This is a genomic window from Pedobacter steynii, from assembly GCF_900103665.1.
GTDB classification, from domain to species: Bacteria; Bacteroidota; Bacteroidia; order Sphingobacteriales; family Sphingobacteriaceae; genus Pedobacter; species Pedobacter steynii.
In genome coordinates this window covers 283,873-301,460 of sequence record NZ_FNGY01000008.1, presented here as the reverse complement: position 1 = coordinate 301,460, position 17,588 = coordinate 283,873, and the positions used below count along the sequence as shown (strand labels likewise).

Below are 17,588 nucleotides of genomic sequence, written 5' to 3'. Positions count from 1 at the left end.
TTTTCTCACTACCTTTAGCATTTGGAACTGCCGCAGGAAATGGATGTTAAAAAAGAGTACATTTTAAGAGATTTTGATTTTTCAGAATTAACCACCTTATTCATATTAAAACACGTCAATGAGCAACCGGATACCGGGGTTAGGGGATATTACGACCTGCTTCCGGAAGACATCCGCATTGATGCTGTTTTCTTTAGTCATCCTGGCAGCAGCATTCCTTTTCCCGGAGTTGGCGTTACACAAAGCGGTAACGTAACCATTCTGACTTGCGGCTGCGCGGACATCAGCAATAAATTGTGTGCACATCAGACCCAGGTATTGCACAATATGATGGAACGTCCGGCGATCCGGCTTTTCTTTGACTCGAAATTACGCGGGGAAAAGATGAGGCTTCAGGCCAAAGATTATGGCCTGGAAAAGGAAGAAAACCTTTCTGATTTTTTTGAATTGGAATATGATAACGGGAGTACAAAGATTAATACGGTCAGAAAGGAGCTTTTTCCATTAAACGGGCAAATCAAACAAGAGCTTAGAAATACCCTGCTGCCAAAACAAGGTTTACAATTGCCCGTTTCAATGGCTGCTAAAGCCAACCATAAAATGGGACTGGTCTTTGGGCAACACCGCTTTTACAGCCACCTTACACTGGAGTTGATTGAGGCACAAATCACCCTTGAGGGAAAGTTTAAAAACCCGATAAATACCATAAATCCCTCAGATTTGCTCTGGAAGACAGAAAGTAGGGAGGAGTTGAAATTCTATAGTGGGGTACTGAAGTTTCAAAACAACTACAATTCAGAACGTACGGATTCAGATCTGGACGCTTTAAAAGCACTGGCAAAGAACCCTTTAAAGCTGAATGTCTTTCTTCATGATGCTAAAGTGTCAACCAATCTAACTGCAAGCTCCATTGTACCCATAAAATTAAAAAGCGGAACTGCGAACATGAGTCTACATGTGAGTCAAAAGCAGGAATTTTATGAAGTATCGGGAAAGCTAACACTGGATGGGAATGATTATGCGCTGGATCAGATCCAGCTGAAGTATCATTATTTTATCCAAATGAACCGCGACCTTCATTTGATTGACAATCCTGATTTTTTAAGGGTGATTGACTTCTTCAAACAACACCATGACCGGATGTTGATTCACCATTCTAAATTTGAAGCTTTCCAGGAGGACATTCTCTCCAAGCTGGAAAACAGGGTTAAAGTGACCTATGACTACCTGAAAGCAGCGACGAAAAAACAGATCGAGGAAAAGGGTTTTGACCTCGAGAATGAACAACTCATCTATCTTTCTGAATCTGATGATTTTGTATTGCTCACTCCGGTGATGAGGTATGGAGACCTGGAAATTCCGGTTTTATCCAGGAAACAAATCCGGTCAAAGGACAGAAACGGTAATCTTTTTACCTTATCCAGAGATGCGGCAACCGAGCTTCAGTTTACCTCCAATGTAGTCAGACAACATCCTTATTTTGAGGAACAACTGGAAAGCAACGATTGCTTTTACCTCCATAAAACCCGGCTTTTAGAAAATGACTGGTTTCTCCATGCCTTTGAAGAGTGGCGGAATAAAGGCATTACCATACTGGGTTTCAATCAGTTAAAAAATAACAACTTAAACCAGCATAAAGCCAATATTTCCATCAATGTGATGAGTGGAATCGATTGGTTTAAAACCGCTGTAAAGCTTAAATACGGCAATCAGGTCGTTTCATTAAGGCACCTGCACCAGTCTATCCGTAATAAAAACAAGTTCGTAAAGCTGGACGACGGCACCCTGGGCATCCTTCCGGATGAATGGATCGGGAAGTTTACCAAATATTTCAATGCAGGGGAAGTCGTAGAAGAGCACATCCAAACCCCCAAGATCAGTTTTACGGCCATCGAAGAGATGTACGAAGACCAGCTCCTGGATGAATCGGTGAAAGATCAGCTGGCCATTTATAAAACCAGGCTTTCAGGTTCAGACACCATTACTGAGGTTGCCGTACCGGAAGGTCTGAATGCCACCTTAAGAGCGTATCAGAAGCAGGGTTTAAACTGGCTGAACTTCCTGGATGACTTTAACTTTGGTGCCTGCCTGGCGGATGATATGGGTTTAGGGAAGACGATACAGATCATCGCTTTTATCCTTTCTCAAAGAACAAAAGCAGCACACAATACCAATCTGATTGTAGTCCCGGCATCGTTGATTTTTAACTGGCAACAGGAGATTGCCAAATTTGCCCCTTCTATAAAAGTGCTGACGATCTATGGCGCAGACCGGATCAAAAACCACCGCGATTTCGATCAGTATGAAGTGGTCATTACTTCTTATGGCACCTTACTTACCGATGTCAGGTTTTTGAAGGAATATCGCTTTAACTATATTTTTCTTGACGAATCACAAACCATTAAGAATCCGGAATCCCAACGGTATAAATCCGTTCGCCTGCTCCAATCGAGAAACAAAGTCGTGTTAACAGGAACACCTATAGAAAACAACACTTTTGATCTTTATGGGCAATTGTCTTTTGCCTGTCCTGGTTTACTAGGCAGCAAACAGTATTTCAGAGAGATTTATTCTACGCCAATCGACCAGTTTAAGGACCGGAGGGCTGCTACACAATTGCAAAACCGGATCAATCCTTTCCTTTTAAGAAGAACAAAGGAGCAGGTGGCCAAAGAATTGCCTGATAAAACAGAAATGGTGATTTATTGTGAAATGGAAGCGGAACAGCGTAAAGTTTACGATGGTTATGAAAAGGAAATCCGCGATTACCTGACCAATCAGACCGATGCAGAAGTAGCCAGCAATACGATGAATGTTTTGAAAGGCATCACCAAACTGAGGCAGATCTGCAATTCTCCGGCATTGTTGAGCGAAGATGAATTTTATGGCAGCTCTTCCGCGAAGATGGAGGTATTGCTGGAGCAGATCGAAAACAAATCCAAACAGCACAAGATTCTTGTTTTCTCTCAGTTTGTTGGCATGCTGGATCTGATAAAAAAGGAATTACAACATAAAGGAATTTCCTTTGCTTACCTGACCGGGCAAACAAAAAACCGGGAAGCGGTGGTTGCCTCTTTTCAGGACAATCCGGACATCAAGGTCTTCCTGATCAGTTTGAAAGCAGGAGGAGTGGGCTTAAACCTGACACAGGCAGATTACGTATACCTTGTTGATCCCTGGTGGAATCCTGCGGTAGAGAATCAGGCCATTGACCGTACCTACCGCATCGGGCAACAGAAAAACGTAATTGCGGTACGCCTCATTTGCCCGGATACCATTGAAGAAAAAATCATGAAACTACAGGCTTCCAAAAAGGACCTCGTGCGGGACCTGATCAAAACTGATGCGTCCATTTATAAATCCTTAACCAAAAAAGAACTGCTGGCTTTATTCAGTTAAAAAGACATAAATATTACATTAATTTAAGGTGAATTTTATGTATATTTAATGTTAAGCGAAGTAATTCTTATGGACCGTATGCTTAAAATTTTCGGGACGCTATTTCTGATGCTTACTTTGACAAATGCTTTTGGCCAGGGTAAGCAGGGGATTGCTTTTGAATTTTATCAGGGAACGTTCAATACAGAAATTGATACTTCGGTAATGGTCCCGGCTCCGGAGCTTTCCGAACGGTCGATCAGATCCGCTTACGAACGCCTGAATTCGGCTGATTACCAACCGATCATAGATTCTCTGCTGGCTTACCGGAAAAGGTACGACCTGAACGATTGGTTGTATTATCAGCTGATCCGCAGAACTGCCCAGCAAATTAGCCCTAAAGGAGATAATTACAGCCGTTATACCTTATATAAATGGTTCTTTTTAGCAAAGTCAGGCTATGATGCCAGGCTGGCCATCAGTAAAGACAGAATCATCTTCTACATTTTTAATGATGAAAACATTTCAGATATTCCATTCTTTATGGTGGATCAGAAGAAATTTATGTGTCTCAATTACCATGACTATCCCAAAGCAGACCTGAATCAGGACCCGCCCATTCCGGTATCGATTGCAGTTGCCGGGGCTACAAAGTCTTTTTCTTATAAGGTGACTAAACTGCCTGATTTCAAACCGGACAATTACTTTGAAAAGAAACTGGAATTCGTCTATAAGCATAAGGCTTACCACTTTAACATTAAACTGAGCAGGGATGTAGAAGCCATCTTTGCCAATTATCCAGGTGTAGATTTTGAAAGTTATTTTAACATCCCATTGAGCAAAGAAACCTATGGCTCGCTGATTCCCCTGCTTAAAAAAAATGTAGCAGGAATGAACCAGAAAAAAGGGGTGGACTATTTAATGCGCTTCACACGTTATGCCTTTTTATATGAGGATGATCAGGCCAATTATGGGGGAGAGAAACGGCTTTCCCCCGAAGAGACCCTATTTGCCAGTCATAGTGACTGTGACGATCGGGTAGCGTTGTTCTTTTACCTGGTTAAAGAAATTTATAACCTGCCCATGATTGCGATGTTATATCCTACACACATCACCATGGCGGTTCAGTTTGATAAGCCGATCGGCAATGCCATCGTTTACAAAGGGAAATTATATTCCGTTTGCGAACCTACCCCTCAAAAAGAGGACCTTCCAATTGGTGTAATCTCTGCGAAATTGAGAAACACACCTTATCAAATCGTATATCAATACGACCCGAATCATTAAAATAGCTATATTTAAAAGGCCTTAACTTAATGGGGATACACTTTTATGATCAAGAGACTATTATTTTTTTTATCGGCAGGACTGTGCTTTTTAAATGATGTTGAGGGACAGGTTACTCCGCTCGACAACCGCCATTATATCTCCTCCAGAAAAGGGTTACCGAATGCTTTTCGGGCTTTTAATCATCAGAAATCAGCAACTGTTGCCTTCCTTGGTGGATCGATCACCAATGCTCCGGGCTGGCGGGATTCCGTTTGCAATACCTTACGGGAACGTTTTCCCAATACTTCCTTCCATTTTATCGCAGCGGGCATTCCTTCATTGGGGAGCTTACCGCATGCTTTTCGCCTGCAAAGGGATGTCCTGGATTCCGGAAAAGTAGATTTATTATTTTTGGAAGCCGCTGTAAATGACGAGGTGAATGGTACCGATAGCCTGACGCAATTGCGCTCGCTGGAAGGGATAGTAAGACATGCAAGGTTACATCAACCCAATATGGACATTGTGCTGATGTCTTTTGCAGATCCGGATAAAACAAGAGCTTACAATGAAGGAAAAACACCGGTTTCAATTGCCAACCATGAACGCATAGCCAGCCATTATGGATTGCCATCTATTAACCTCGCAAAAGAGGTCAGGGACCGGATGGAAAACAAGGAATTCAGCTGGGAGAAAGATTTTAAAGACCTGCATCCCTCTCCATTCGGACAGGGAGTTTATGCGAAAACCATCAGGACAATGTTATCTCTTAACTTTGAGGATGCGGCGTTAATGGCCGGAAAAAAAGCGAAGGTTTCTTCTCTGCCAAAGCCAATGATCAAAGGCAATTTTGAGCATGGACATTATCAGGATATCGCAACCGCCAAATATTCAGATGGATGGAAACTGGAGGGCGACTGGACTCCTGCAGATGGGCTTGGAACGCGCAAGGGCTTTGTTCATGTTCCAATGCTGATCGCCAATAGCCCCGCTGCGACATTAACACTGAACTTTAAGGGCAATGCGGTAGGGATGTCGGTAATATCCGGTGCAGATGCCGGAATAGTCACTTATTCGATAGATAACGGCCCGGAAAAAGACTTGGATTTATATACCCAATGGAGCAAGTCCTTACATTTACCCTGGTATGTCCTGTTTGGTTCTGACCTGAAAGAAGGGAACCACATCTTAAAGCTTCGGATCAGTGATCATAAAAATGAAAAAAGTATCGGAAATGCTTGCCGTATTGTTCATTTCCTGGTCAACTAACCATCGATTTTCTCTATCTTAGTCGCTTTAAGGCTACAAACTGAAATTAAATTGAGTATTGCTGGGAGGATTTTCTTATTTCTTATCATCTTGTTATGTTCCGGGCTTAAACTAAGCGCCCAGCTAAAATTGGTGGTGAAGGGTAGTGTAACTGACAGTACTAAGCAAGCCATTCCAGGTGCAAATATCCGGATGATTGCCGGTAAAGATACCCTGAGTACCAATACGGATAAAGATGGGAAGTTTTCTTTTGATCAATTTCAATCTCCGGATTTTTCATTGCTCATCAGAAGTATAGGTTACCGCCCTGCCTCAAGCACCCATTCCTTTAAATCAGGACAAAACACGCTTCAGTTGAAACCGATTCTGTTGCGACCGGATACCCAAATGTTGAAAGAGGTGGTGATTGAAGGAAAGATTGTGGCCATGAAGGTCAAAAAAGATACACTGGAATACAATACAGCTGCTTATAAGGTTCGTGATGGGGACCATGTGGATCAATTGCTGAAACAGTTGCCGGGAGTCGAAGTGGACGAGAAGGGAAAGGTGACTTCAATGGGAAAGGAGATGACTAAAATCAGGGTCAATGGTAAGGATTTTTTTACCGGAAATGTAAAGGAATTCATTAAACAACTGCCCGCAGAAATGTTCTCTCATATACAAGTAGTTGATGATTATGGGGATGAAGCTAAGCTTACCGGGATAAAAATGGGAGAACCAAAGAAAATCCTCAACCTGGTGACTAAACCCGGAAGAAACAGGGGGACTTTTGGCAATGCCGGCGTAGAAGGAGGAACAAATAACCGGTATGGCTTCCAGACCTCAGGCAATGTATGGAAGGACGACAAACAAATCGGGCTGAATGCCAACCTGAACAACACCAATAACAGCGCAGGATCTACCAGGGGGCTTTATACTTCCGGAAACTACCGGAATCACCTCAGCAAAAGAACGGTCGGATCAGCCAATTATGCCTTTAACCATAACCTCAATGAAAATAAGCAGTTCAATTATATAGAACGTGTTAATCCATTGGGAACCTTATATACGACGAACGACAATGCTTCGGAGTCGAAGTCAAGCGGACATAATTTCGACCTGAACCTGCAAGGGAATTATGATAAAGAATTCCTGACCGCCTCTTTAAACGGAAGTTTTTCTAACGGGCGAACGAACAGCAGTTCCGAAAATATTCAGAAAGGGGCCATCAGGCAGGACCTGTACAACAGCAGCAATTCCAATCAATACAATCCCAGTCTGAACGGTAATTTTGGCTGGGGGAAAAATTTTGCAAAAAAAAGAAGGACCATGTATGTGAACCTCTCAGGTGTTTTAGGAAGTTCAAAAAGCGATCAGGATATGATGAACAAAATTGGCTACTATGATCAGAAGACGGGTGCTTTTATAAAGGATAGTTTATTGAACCGTCTTGTGGACAACAAGAGCTCCAATGATCAGCTTACCGCAAGCGTCAGCTTTAGTGAACCGCTCAATCGTGCGGATGATACGGTGAGCACAAAAAACATCGACTTTAACTACGTTTTCTCTTTATCTTCGACCAATAACAGTTTACAGACGCGGGTGAGAGATCCCCATGGGGTCATTAGTTTTGTAGATTCACTGAGTAATGTTTACCATTCCACCTTCCTCAATAATAATTTTCGGGTCAGCTATAGATACGGTTCAAAGCGTTTGAATTATACTGCGGGAATTTCTTTGCAGCCCAGTTCTTTAAAGGGAAGCTATGAGGGCCGGACAGACCGGATCCGGCAGAACACCCTGAATTTCTCTCCCTCGGGGAACCTTAATTTCGTGATTTCGCCCTCGCAGGCGCTCAGTGGAAACTATAATGGTTCCAGTAATGCGCCCGATTTCCAGCAGTTACAACCTGTAGCCGATACCAGAGACCTGCAAAATGTGATTATCGGAAATCCGAATCTGAAAACTTCTTTCAACCACAATGCAAATGTAGATTACCGCCTTTTTGATCCAGCTGGGGGACTTTCTTTCCAGATCGGACTGAACACCAGTCTGATCCAAAATCAGGTGGTCGCGAATGTGGTCCTGGTCGGTGATAGCTTAAACAACCTGAAACAGGAAACCAGGTATGTGAATGCAAACGGGAATTACAATATCGGAACTTCCTATACCTTGTCTTACCCCTTTTCTAGAAACAGGTTTGCTTTTGCCCTGAATGGAAATCTGGATCGTGCCAATGATGTGTTGTTTACCAATGGCAAGAAGAGTTTCAGCAAAAGGTTTAATTATAACCAGCAATTCAGCTTTTCCGCAAACACCGAGAAACTGAGCATGACTGCACAGGCGAGCTATGGATTGAACGCAAACACCTATTCTTTAAGCAACGCCGGTCAGACCAGAAATGTAGAAACCTGGGCGTTCAACATTTACTCGAGGTTCATCCTCAGCAAATCCTGGACCCTGAATTTCAATAGCTCCAAAAGGATCAACAGCGGATATTCCATTGCGGCAAACAATCCATTGCTGATCAATGCAGGAATAGAAAAAACCATTTTCAAAAAGAGAACAGGAATGATAACATTTGCGGTAAATGACCTCCTGAATCAGGGCAATGGCCTGAACAGGACTTTTTCCGACAATGCGGTCACAGAAAGCCGGACGAACGGGGTGACCCGGTTTTTCTTACTTGGTTTTTCTATGAGACTTCAGGATTTTGGATTACATTAGCAGACACACGATTAACCAATGAACAGACGTTTAGCGATAAAACAAGTATTGATATTTGCAGGGGCCATGGCCCTGCTACCTTCCTGTCTAAGAGAGGAGGGCAAGGTTTCCATTCAACTGCAGCACCTGGATATTTCCGCCACACAGGAAAAATTACTGGAAGAGATCGCAGAGCTGATTATTCCTAAAACAAATACTCCTGGTGCCAAGGACCTGAAGCTCCACCTTTTTGTATTAAAAATGCTGGATGACTGTTACGACAAAAAAGAACAGGAATCTTTCCTAAAAGGGCTGCAGGCTTTCGAAGGATTAGCAGGAGCGGAGCTAAAGGAGAAACTCATCGAAGCCAATTCCGGGAAACCAGGTCTGGCGAAAGAAGTTGGCGATTTTTACGCCATTATGAAATCACGTACCATCGGTGGCTACCTCAATTCCAAATATGTAATGAGCAACCTGGTGATCTGGGAACTGGTTCCGGGAAGATACAACGGTTATTTCCCTGTTAAAACCGCTTAATCAAAAGAGAACATGTCAAAGAAACAACATACTTATGATGCCATCGTCATTGGCTCCGGCATTAGTGGTGGATGGGCCGCCAAAGAATTTACAGAAAAAGGATTAAAAACATTGGTGTTGGAACGGGGAAGGGACGTAAAACACCTGATCGATTATCCGACAACAAATAAATATCCATACGAATTTGAACACCGTGGGGAGTTGACACTCGCCATACGCAAAGAAAATCCTGTCGTGAGCAAGTGTTATGCTTTCCGGGAAGATGCCATGCACTTTTTTGTGAAAGACAAAGAACATCCTTATGTTCAGGAGAAGCCCTTCGACTGGATCCGTGGTTACCAGGTGGGTGGAAAATCTTTACTATGGGCCCGGCAGACACAACGCTGGAGCGACTTTGATTTTGAAGGCCCTTTGAGAGATGATTTCGCGGTCGACTGGCCTATCAGGCACAAAGACCTGGATTCCTGGTATAGTTATGTAGAGCAGTTTGCCGGAATTTCCGGTAATAAAGACGGCCTGGCAGAATTGCCGGACGGTGATTTTTTACCTGCTTTCCCATTGAATGCAGTAGAAGATTATTTTAAGAAAACACTGAAAGAAAAATATACAGGGCGACATGTAATCAGCTCACGCTGTGCACACTTATCGCAGCCCAGGCAGGTGCATTTTGACCAGGGCAGGGGGAAATGCCAGAACAGGAATTTATGTCAGCGTGGCTGTCCTTTTGGTGGCTATTTCAGCAGCAATGCTTCTACGTTACCCTGGGCCGCAAAAACGGGAAACCTGACCTTAAAACCTTTCTCCGTAGTGGAATCTGTGATCTATGATGAAAAGCTGGGTAAGGCTTCCGGTGTAAGGGTGGTGGATACCAATACAAAAGAGGTGACTGAATATTTTGCAAAGGTTATTTTTGTAAATGCAGCTGCTATTAATACCAATCTGATCCTCTTAAATTCTACTTCTTCCCGCTTTCCAAATGGCCTGGGAAATGACAGTGGGGTATTGGGTAAATATGTTGCTTTTCATAACTATAGCGCGAGGATCAGTGCGGAATACGAAGGTTTAAAGGAATTTACAACCGACGGCAGAAATCCTTCTGATGGTGGTTATATCCCACGCTTCAGGAACCTGTTGAAACAGGAAACGGATTTCAAACGGGGTTATGCAGCAGGTTTTTCTGCTTACAGATCACCAGAAAGGGATACCTCAGGCATGGGCACCGATTTAAAATCCCAATTGCTCAATAAGCACCTGGGTCCTTGGCAGGTGGGCTCACACATGATGGGGGAGACCATTCCTAAGAAGAGCAATTACGTGAAGCTGGATAAAGATCAAAAGGATCAATGGGGAATTCCGCTGCTGCGTATTTCTGTAGATTACGATGACAACGATGCAAAGATGAAAAAAGACTACCTGGAGCAGATGACAGAAATGTTTACCGAGGCGGGTTTTAAGAACATCAAGCCAAATGATGGCGGACAGGCTCCTGGTCTGGACATCCATGAGATGGGCGGTGCAAGGATGGGGCATGATCCTAAAACATCAGTATTGAACAAATGGAACCAGTTGCACGACTGTAAAAATGTATTTGTTACTGATGGGGCTTGTATGACTTCTACCTCCACACAAAACCCATCATTAACGTATATGGCGCTTACTGCGCGTGCTGTTGATTATGCGGTTCAGCAGATGAAGAAAGGGGAGCTGTAAGCTCCTTCTCAATTTTAATATATTCTTTTAACAGGGTGATTTGATTGATTGCCCTGTTAAAATTATGGTCTTCGTATTTAGCGCCGTAATAGATATCATTCTGCAGGTAATCTGCCAGGAAACGAATGGCTTGCATGTAGATAATGAACTTGCCGGCATAGCTAAAGTATTGTTTCTCGGTGTCCGTTAGTACGTCTTGCATTTCTTCCATATAACCATCATATACGGCTTTAAAGAATTCCTTCCTGATGCTGATTTTGCTGAGGTCGGTTTCTTCTTCAGTAGCAGCACATAGATAGGTCCGCATCATATCGCCCACATCACTAATGAAATAACCAGGCATCACTGTATCCAGATCAATCACACAAATGCCTTTATAGTCTTTGTCGAACAAGACATTATTGATCTTGGTATCGTGGTGGATCACCCGCAATGGCACTTCTTTATGGTCTACAATACTCAGATAAGTAGCCACCAGGTCCTGATGTGCATTGATGAAATCTACATATTGCTTTGCTTTCTCCATTCTTTCCGGGTTTGCATTTGCACAGGCAGTTTTAAACTGCTCATACCTTAAACTCAGGTTATGGAAATCGGGAATGGTAATGTTGAGTGTTTCTGCATCAAAATCTGCCAGCAAGCTGGAGAATTTTCCAAACTGCTTTGCAGCTTCATAGGCCTCGTCCTCTTTTGTCAGCGCATTTAAAGAAAGTGACCCTTCTACAAATGGCGACAAGCGAAAATAACCGGAAGGTGTATTCAACAAGGATTCACCTGATAATGCTTTTACAGGAGATACAAACAGATAGTCAGGGTCTTTTTTGCTTAAAAAATCTTTTAACAAACAAAGGTTCTTATCGATATCTGAAGGGTTCTTAAATACGTCGGTATTTACTTTTTGCAGAATGTAGCTCTGCCCGCCTGCAGTTACTTTCCATGTATGGTTAATCAGGCCATCGCCGAATAGGTTAACAGTAGTCTCATCAGAATTCAGGCCATACAATGGTAAAATATTTTCAAACATGCGTCTTATCAGAATTGGTTATAGAATTCAAACGTAATTATTTAAGTCATTAAACCATTGAGCAAACGTTTGCGCAAAATTACTTAGGCGTTGGAACTATCAATTCTGATTCTACAACTACGTTAAAATAAGCCTGTTCCGTTCCTGTTTCGTTTTTTGGGCGGTTGATCAGGTCTATTAAAATGTCTGCTGCTTTCTTACCTTGTTTATATGGGAACTGCTCTACAGAGGCTATTGGCGTATAATCCATGTAGTTAATAATCGGGAGGTTGGCATAACTTACAAAATCTATCCCTTCCAGTTCCAGCGAACGGGTATACCTCATGGCGAATAAAGCCACGTAGTCATTAAAGGTAACTATTGCAGTGGGTTTACGCCTGTGGTTTAACATGGTATTCATCACGTCGATGGTGCCACTTTCAGACAGGTCGCAGCTAACGATCAGAGAGGGGTCGAATTTTAATCGGTTGGAAATCATAGCCTTTATATAGCCTTCTTTCCGTTCATGGCTGGCCACCAGGGTGGTAGGTCCATTGATCATTCCGATAGTCCGGTGCCCTTTTTTCAATAAGAAATTAACTGCTTCATAGGTTCCGTTTTCCAGGTTGGAAGCCACATAGTGAATGTCCTTGATAGGAGGGATCCTGTCAAAAAATACCACAGGAATGTTCAGCTTTTTGAACATTTCAAAATGTTCGTAGGTACTGGTGGTTTTAGAAACCGAAACCAATAAGCCATCTACACGCTGCGTCTTCATTTTTTCGACCAGCAATTTTTCACGTTCGGCATCGTCGTGCGACTGCGCAAGTAAAACGGTGTAATTTCGCTTATACGCAACATCCTCAATTCCGCTAATCGCAGTGGAAAAAAAAGATTCAGATAATTCCGGTAAAATGACACCTATAATATGGGACTTGCCCTGAAGAAACTGTATCGCCTTCTGATTTGGTTCATAATTTAGCTCGGTAGCAAGCTTTTTGACCCTCATCTTTGTTGTTAAACCGATACTGGAATGGTCGTTTAAAGCCCTTGAGACGGTGGAAACCGAAATCTTAAGTATTTTGGCTATTTCTTTTATCGTGGTAGGTTTATCAGACATGATATTCAAATATTAGAATAAACTTTCAATAACCTTGAATAATTTTAAAAAAACAATTGCAATGAGGTCTTAAATCTTTCGCTGTTTAGAAAAATGTGCGCAAACGTTTGCTTGAAAATAAAAGCCCGGATTTAAATTTCAAGCGATATTTTTCGGATAAAAAACAGGTTTTACCGAACAAAATATCGCTGTTTTTGCAAATTATGCAAGTATTTTGGTCAAAATAGCCATACAATTGTTACAATAGTCAATAATGTAATTATTAAATGTCCCGGATATTTAGGAATTTCAAGGAAAGGTGAAATATCAAACGTTTGCGTGCTTTTTTTTAATCGTCAGTTTGTCGGGTTGCTGATATAGTATATATATTGTATTCGATTAATCATCCTGGTTATGCCTGACCAGAGGTTTTAATCTGAACCGAACATATTAATGAACTAAATAAATTATGAACAGAAGACAATTTGTGAGAAGTAGTGGCATCACTGCGGCAGCCCTGACTGTTTTACCGGAGCAATCCATTTTTGCAGGTACTAAAGCAGAAAAGATCAAGGTTGCCATGATTGGAGTTGGATTGAGAGGCCAGAATCATCTTGATCTTTTACTGAAAAGAGATGATGTAGAATTGGTAGCCATCTGCGATGTAGAAGAGAGAATGCTGAATTCGGCTAAAGCGATGATCGCTAAAAGCGGTAAGCCGATGCCTAAAATCTATACTGGCGACGAAAATGCCTGGAAGAAACTACTGGAAACAAAAGGTTTGAAAGCAATTGTTATTGCTACACCATGGGAATTACACAAACCAATGATCATCAAATCTTTAGAGGCTGGTATTAAATACGTAGCAACTGAAGTGATGTTGGGCATTACCTTGCAGGACCATTGGGATGTGGTACAGGCAACAGAAAAATACAATGGACATGTAATGATGTTGGAAAACGTATGTTACAGAAGAGATGTATTGGCTGCCTTAAATATGGTACGTCAGGGTGTGTTTGGAGAAATCATGCATTTACAGGGCGGTTACCAGCATGACCTGAGAGAAGTAAAATTCAACGATGGCATAAAACCTTATGGTGGCGGTGTAGAATTTAATGAAAAAGGTTTCTCAGAAGCAAAATGGAGAACCAATCACTCTGTACACCGTAACGGTGATTTATATCCGACTCACGGAATAGGTCCGGTTGCACAATGTGTGAACATCAACAGAGGTAATAAGTTTTTAAAGCTGAACTCTTTTGCAACCAAATCAAGAGGACTACATAACTATATCGTAGAGAAAGGTGGAGAAAGTCATCCAAATGCGAAAGTAAACTTCCGTTTAGGAGATATCGTGACCACTACGATCGACTGTGCAAACGGAGAAACTATTATTTTGCAGCACGATACCAATTTGCCAAGACCATATTCATTAGGTTTCCGCGTTCAGGGAACAAAAGGATTATGGATGGATGTAAACAAGAGTATATATGTAGAAGGAGTGAGCAAACCACACGCCTGGGATCCTGCAAAAGAGTGGTTAGATAAATATGATCACCCACTTTGGAAGAAATACGGTAATGATGCACAAGGCGCAGGCCACGGTGGCATGGACTTCTTCGTCATCCACGCTTTTATTGAAGCGGCGAAACGAAATGAGCCAACTCCATTGGATGTATATGATGCTGCAGCATGGAGCGCGATTACACCATTGAGTGAGCAATCTATAGAGCTTGGGAATGAAACCATCGACTTCCCTGATTTTACCAGTGGAAGCTGGATGAAGAGAAAACCAATCTTCGCACTAAACGACGATTATTAATCGCCGAACTTTAGTTTCAAAAAAAGACCAGTATGTTTTTTCATGCTGGTCTTTTTTTTATAACCTTTCCATAATATCTGGCTTCATGACCGGTCATTTTTGAGGATTATATTGTTATTTTTTTTGAAAAAAAAGAGTCAAATCTTATTTCTTAACGTTAACTTAACATTGGAAATGCATCTTTGTATATGTTTTTAACCATTCTTGCTTTAGCCTTTTTAGGGTTTGCACTCATCGCAGCGTTCAAAATGGAGACTTTTTTACAAGGTTTTTTATTTATTGTCGCTTTAGTCCTTGTCGCCGGAGTTTTATATTTATTTATCCTCTTCCCAGGGTTTTCGGGATTGGCTGTAGCGATCATGTTAGGGGCCTTTATATTAAGGCAAACTAAAAAATAATCATTATTTATTTTGCTCATAAACAGGTAATTATGGGTAAAAGTGGTGACATCAGGGAAATGCGAAAAATCGTTTCCTATGATTGGATTAAGGGCAAAAATCACAGAAAAAATTGTGAGTTTTTATGCCCTTTTTTTATGCTTTTTAGGCCTAAAACTTGGGGTCAAAAAGTCAGTTTTGATTATTAATTTCAAAATTTTGTAATAATATGATAATATTATATTTAATATTTCTTAAATTTATTTCAATTAGGGGTTATTACAAATAATAATATTCATTATGAAAACATTAGGGGAGAAATTTAGAATTTTAAGACAAAAAAAAGGGGTCAACCAAAAAGCGATGGCCGATCTGCTGGACATTTCAATTCCAGCGTACTCAAAATTAGAAACGAGTATTACTGATCCAAACTTTAGCCGCATCAATCAGATCGCTGAAGTACACGGATTAAGTTTAAGAGAGTTTCTCGATGTTGGGGAAGAAGGGGTAAGTGAACACATTCAGATTATTGAACAACTGAAGGAAAAAATCAGTCAGTTGGAGAGTTCTGTAATACGTTTGCAAAGTAAACTGATCGACTTATATGATAAGGAAGATCAGCGCAACAAAATTGCCTAAACTTTAAAATACCTGGTCGGTCAACAGCTTTTTCATTTCTTAATTTGAAGCTTATGATCGACCAGTCTTTCACCTATACGCTAGGTAGAAAGAGCTGTTTAACTTCAGTTTTTCTTCAGAATAGGAAGGTACATTTGACGGTATATTTACGGTCTTATGAACGTTACTTTTTTGTTCAAAAACAGGTACAGTGTATTTTTTCATTTGTAGCTGTCTTTATATCCGAGTCGTTCCTGATTCGTCCCGGACTGGTGACAGCTGCAATTGAAAAAACAGACTTTTTCTTTCTTTCCATCCTCCGGATATTTGCTCAGGGTCTGCTTTACGACCTTGGTGTATCAGCCTTTCTGGCACTCTCTTACACTATATTTTATTTCTTCTGCCACAGTACTTTATCAAGTCCTGGCTCCATTGTTTCTTAAGCTATACCGGCCTGCTTTTAATGCTCATTATGGTCATATCTTCTTTCTTTACCCGGCTTACTTTACGACAGAAATTTGAGAGCCGGTTTAATGTTATTGCGGTAGATTATCTGGGGTATACATATGAAGTCATCAATAATAATTGTTAAATTGAAACACCTACAGAAACCTTTGTCCGATGAAATTACTATTAGTTGAAGATGAGCAGTCACTTCGGGAAAGTATCCTTGCTTATTTTAGTGCGGAAGGAAATATCTGTGAAATAGCCTGCGACTATCATGCCGCAATGTAAAAGACCAATCTTTACAGTTACGATTGTATCTTACTCGATCTCAGTCTCCCTGGTGGCGAGCTATCAGTATGAAAATGAAAAACATTCTTTTATCATCAGCTTTCTCTCCGCATGCTGGCAGACAAGGGACTGGAAGCAGGTAATTTTGAGCTCAGCAGATAAGGAAAACGCAAACGTTATCGTAAATATTTAAAGAGAATCGTGGTTATACGAGGCTAAATTTCATTAACATTGAATGAAGTATTTAACCTATATAAACTTAAATTATGAATGGCAAAGATCTGTTTTCATTAGAAAATAAGGTGATTGTAATCACCGGAGCTACCGGTGTACTGGGAGAGTCATTTGCACTGGCAGTCGCTGCTGCAGGAGCTAAAGTGGCCATTTTGGGCAGAAATGAAGAAAAAGCAAATGAAAGGGTGAAAGCCATCACCTTAAATGGGGGTGAAGCCATCGCAGTAATCACCGATGTGCTGAATGAAGAGGCCCTGATTGCAGCAAGAACACAAATTTTAAACGCCTGGGGGACCATTGATGGCCTTGTGAATGCAGCCGGAGGAAATATTCCGGGCGCAACAATTGCCCCGGATCAGAATATATTTGATATCAATATTGCAGATACCCAAAAAGCGGTAGAGCTCAATCTTTTCGGAACGGTACTTCCAACTCATGTTTTTGGAAGAGTCATCGCCGAAAAAGGTAAAGGTTCTATCGTAAATATTTCTTCACTGGCTGCACAAAGGCCATTGACAAGAGTACTGGGCTATACTATGGGGAAAACAGCAATAGAAGGGTATACCAAATGGATGGCGGTAGAACTGGCGCAGCGTTACGGCGACCGTGTCAGGGTGAATGCGCTGGCACCTGGCGTCTTTTTAACGGAGCAAAACCGCTCTTTGTTAACGAATACAGACGGTTCTTATACAGATCGGGCACAACGTTTCGTAAACCATACGCCTTTCGGCAGACTGGGGAATCCGGAAGAGCTCAATGGAACACTGATTTATTTGCTTAGCGATGCTTCGGCCTTTGTGAACGGAGAAACAATATTAGTTGATGGTGGATTTAATGCCTATAGCGGCGTATAAA

At 41.6% G+C, this 17,588-nt stretch carries 13 protein-coding genes; 10 read left to right on the top strand and 3 right to left on the bottom strand.

Features of this window, described 5'->3' with window-relative positions; translation table 11 throughout:
• Positions 1-39 precede the first annotated feature (39 nt).
• From BLQ87_RS22645 to BLQ87_RS22620, 6 genes are all read left to right on the top strand, one after another.
• The gene (locus tag BLQ87_RS22645; protein ID WP_074611253.1) at positions 40-3,399 is read left to right on the top strand and encodes a DEAD/DEAH box helicase; all 3,360 of its coding nucleotides are present in this window, start codon (positions 40-42) and stop codon (positions 3,397-3,399) included.
• Between the two features lie 48 nt (positions 3,400-3,447).
• Positions 3,448-4,665, top strand: a complete 1,218-nt coding sequence (locus BLQ87_RS22640; RefSeq protein WP_245723909.1) for a hypothetical protein — start codon at positions 3,448-3,450, stop codon at positions 4,663-4,665.
• A 45-nt stretch (positions 4,666-4,710) separates the two neighbouring features.
• Positions 4,711-5,913, top strand: coding sequence for an SGNH/GDSL hydrolase family protein (locus BLQ87_RS22635; RefSeq protein ID WP_074611189.1), 1,203 nt, complete (start codon positions 4,711-4,713; stop codon positions 5,911-5,913).
• A 135-nt stretch (positions 5,914-6,048) separates the two neighbouring features.
• Entirely contained in the window at positions 6,049-8,619 is a 2,571-nt protein-coding gene (locus BLQ87_RS22630; protein WP_143010525.1) for an outer membrane beta-barrel protein, read from the top strand.
• An 18-nt stretch (positions 8,620-8,637) separates the two neighbouring features.
• Entirely contained in the window at positions 8,638-9,135 is a 498-nt protein-coding gene (locus BLQ87_RS22625; protein ID WP_074611187.1) for a gluconate 2-dehydrogenase subunit 3 family protein, read from the top strand.
• A gap of 12 nt (positions 9,136-9,147) precedes the next feature.
• Positions 9,148-10,845, top strand: coding sequence for a GMC oxidoreductase (locus BLQ87_RS22620; RefSeq protein WP_074611186.1), 1,698 nt, complete (start codon positions 9,148-9,150; stop codon positions 10,843-10,845).
• Here BLQ87_RS22620 and BLQ87_RS22615 read toward each other — a convergent pair.
• Together BLQ87_RS22615 and BLQ87_RS22610 are read right to left on the bottom strand one after the other, a co-directional pair.
• Complete coding sequence (locus BLQ87_RS22615; RefSeq protein ID WP_074611185.1) at positions 10,790-11,869, bottom strand: phosphotransferase enzyme family protein; 1,080 nt, start codon at positions 11,867-11,869, stop codon at positions 10,790-10,792. The two genes, BLQ87_RS22620 and BLQ87_RS22615, sit on opposite strands and share 56 nt — an antisense overlap.
• Before the next feature lie 79 nt (positions 11,870-11,948).
• Positions 11,949-12,968: a LacI family DNA-binding transcriptional regulator gene (locus BLQ87_RS22610; RefSeq protein ID WP_074611184.1), complete on the bottom strand. Its 1,020-nt coding sequence runs from the start codon at positions 12,966-12,968 to the stop codon at positions 11,949-11,951.
• A 448-nt stretch (positions 12,969-13,416) separates the two neighbouring features.
• Between BLQ87_RS22610 and BLQ87_RS22605 the strand changes: the two genes are divergently transcribed.
• Positions 13,417-14,769 (top strand): Gfo/Idh/MocA family protein, encoded by a 1,353-nt coding sequence (locus tag BLQ87_RS22605; protein WP_074611183.1) that lies wholly within the window; start codon positions 13,417-13,419, stop codon positions 14,767-14,769.
• 157 nt (positions 14,770-14,926) lie between these two features.
• Here BLQ87_RS22605 and BLQ87_RS22600 read toward each other — a convergent pair whose 3' ends face one another.
• A complete protein-coding gene (locus tag BLQ87_RS22600; protein WP_074611182.1) occupies positions 14,927-15,187 on the bottom strand; it encodes a hypothetical protein in 261 nt (86 codons plus the stop codon).
• Positions 15,188-15,446: 259 nt separating this feature from the next.
• Here BLQ87_RS22600 and BLQ87_RS22595 point away from each other — a divergent pair, with 259 nt between their 5' ends.
• The 3 genes from BLQ87_RS22595 to BLQ87_RS22580 all read left to right on the top strand — a co-directional run bounded on the left by BLQ87_RS22595 (position 15,447) and on the right by BLQ87_RS22580 (position 17,587).
• Positions 15,447-15,785: a helix-turn-helix domain-containing protein gene (locus BLQ87_RS22595; RefSeq protein ID WP_069381434.1), complete on the top strand. Its 339-nt coding sequence runs from the start codon at positions 15,447-15,449 to the stop codon at positions 15,783-15,785.
• 600 nt (positions 15,786-16,385) lie between these two features.
• Positions 16,386-16,499 (top strand): response regulator transcription factor, encoded by a 114-nt coding sequence (locus tag BLQ87_RS33585; RefSeq protein ID WP_143010524.1) that lies wholly within the window; start codon positions 16,386-16,388, stop codon positions 16,497-16,499.
• 266 nt (positions 16,500-16,765) lie between these two features.
• Positions 16,766-17,587 carry an SDR family oxidoreductase gene (locus BLQ87_RS22580; RefSeq protein WP_074611179.1) on the top strand — a complete coding sequence of 274 codons (822 nt, stop codon included), beginning with the start codon at positions 16,766-16,768 and terminating at the stop codon, positions 17,585-17,587.
• The last annotated feature ends 1 nt before the right edge of the window (position 17,588 follow it).